This window comes from Cobetia sp. MC34 (assembly GCF_018340035.1).
GTDB classification, from domain to species: Bacteria; Pseudomonadota; Gammaproteobacteria; order Pseudomonadales; family Halomonadaceae; genus Cobetia; species Cobetia amphilecti.
Map to the genome: position 1 here is coordinate 1 of NZ_JADPPY010000086.1, position 1,268 is coordinate 1,268.

Annotated in this window: 1 protein-coding gene; it reads right to left on the reverse strand. The window is 65.6% G+C overall.

The annotated features are described in order from the left end of the window. Nucleotides 1-1,268, reverse strand: a 1,268-nt coding sequence (locus tag IZU87_RS17235) for a VCBS domain-containing protein (RefSeq protein ID WP_213115359.1), incomplete at both ends; no start/stop codon positions are given.

Below are 1,268 nucleotides of genomic sequence, written 5' to 3' on the forward strand. Positions count from 1 at the left end.
GTGGTGTCTTCTTCCACGGCGCCGGCATCGGTGGAGATGACCGGCGCGTCGTCGTTGCCGGTGATGGTGATGACAACGTTCTGGGTGTCAGTCGCGCCAGCGGTGTCCGTGACCGTCACTGCATAGGTCAGCGTCAGCGTCTCATCCGCCGCCAGATAGTCGAAATCCTCCCCGACCGTGCTGCTGTCGAAGGTCCAGGTGAGATTGCCGTCGGTGTCGGTGCCCTCGATGATGGCCGCGGCATCCACGCCCAGCATGCCGAGCAGGTCATCATTGTCCAGCGTGCCGGTATCCCCGTCACTGGAGACACTGGTGACGCTCGGCGTGACGCTGTCGGTGAGGTCCACGTCCGACACGGACAGCGTGCCCGTGGCCGACAGCGGCGCATTCGCTTCTGCCAGACTGGCCGCGGCACTGTCGTCCGCGTCCACACGGATCAGCGGGCCATCGTTGTCACCGGTGATGGTGATGTCGACCGTGGTGGTCGAGCCATCGCTCAGCGCGACGGTGTATTGCTCGGTGACCGTCTGGCCCTCGGCCAGCGCCTGGGTCGCCTCAGCCTCGTTGGCCAGTTCGTAGGTCCAGTTGCCCGCATCATCGACCGTGAAGGTGCCGTAGTCGCTGCCATCGGTGGCTGCGACAAAGGCCAGGTCGGCGTTGTCGGCATCCGTCGCGGTCAGCGTGCCGCTGACCTCCTGAGTGGTGTCTTCTTCCACGGCGCCGGCATCGGTGGAGATGACCGGCGCGTCGTCGTTGCCGGTGATGGTGATGACAACGTTCTGGGTGTCAGTCGCGCCAGCGGTGTCCGTGACCGTCACTGCATAGGTCAGCGTCAGCGTCTCATCCGCCGCCAGATAGTCGAAATCCTCCCCGACCGTGCTGCTGTCGAAGGTCCAGGTGAGATTGCCGTCGGTGTCGGTGCCCTCGATGATGGCCGCGGCATCCACGCCCAGCATGCCGAGCAGGTCATCATTGTCCAGCGTGCCGGTATCCCCGTCACTGGAGACACTGGTGACGCTCGGCGTGACGCTGTCGGTGAGGTCCACGTCCGACACGGACAGCGTGCCCGTGGCCGACAGCGGCGCATTCGCTTCTGCCAGACTGGCCGCGGCACTGTCGTCCGCGTCCACACGGATCAGCGGGCCATCGTTGTCACCGGTGATGGTGATGTCGACCGTGGTGGTCGAGCCATCGCTCAGCGCGACGGTGTATTGCTCGGTGACCGTCTGGCCCTCGGCCAGCGCCTGGGTCGCCTCAGCCTCGTTGGC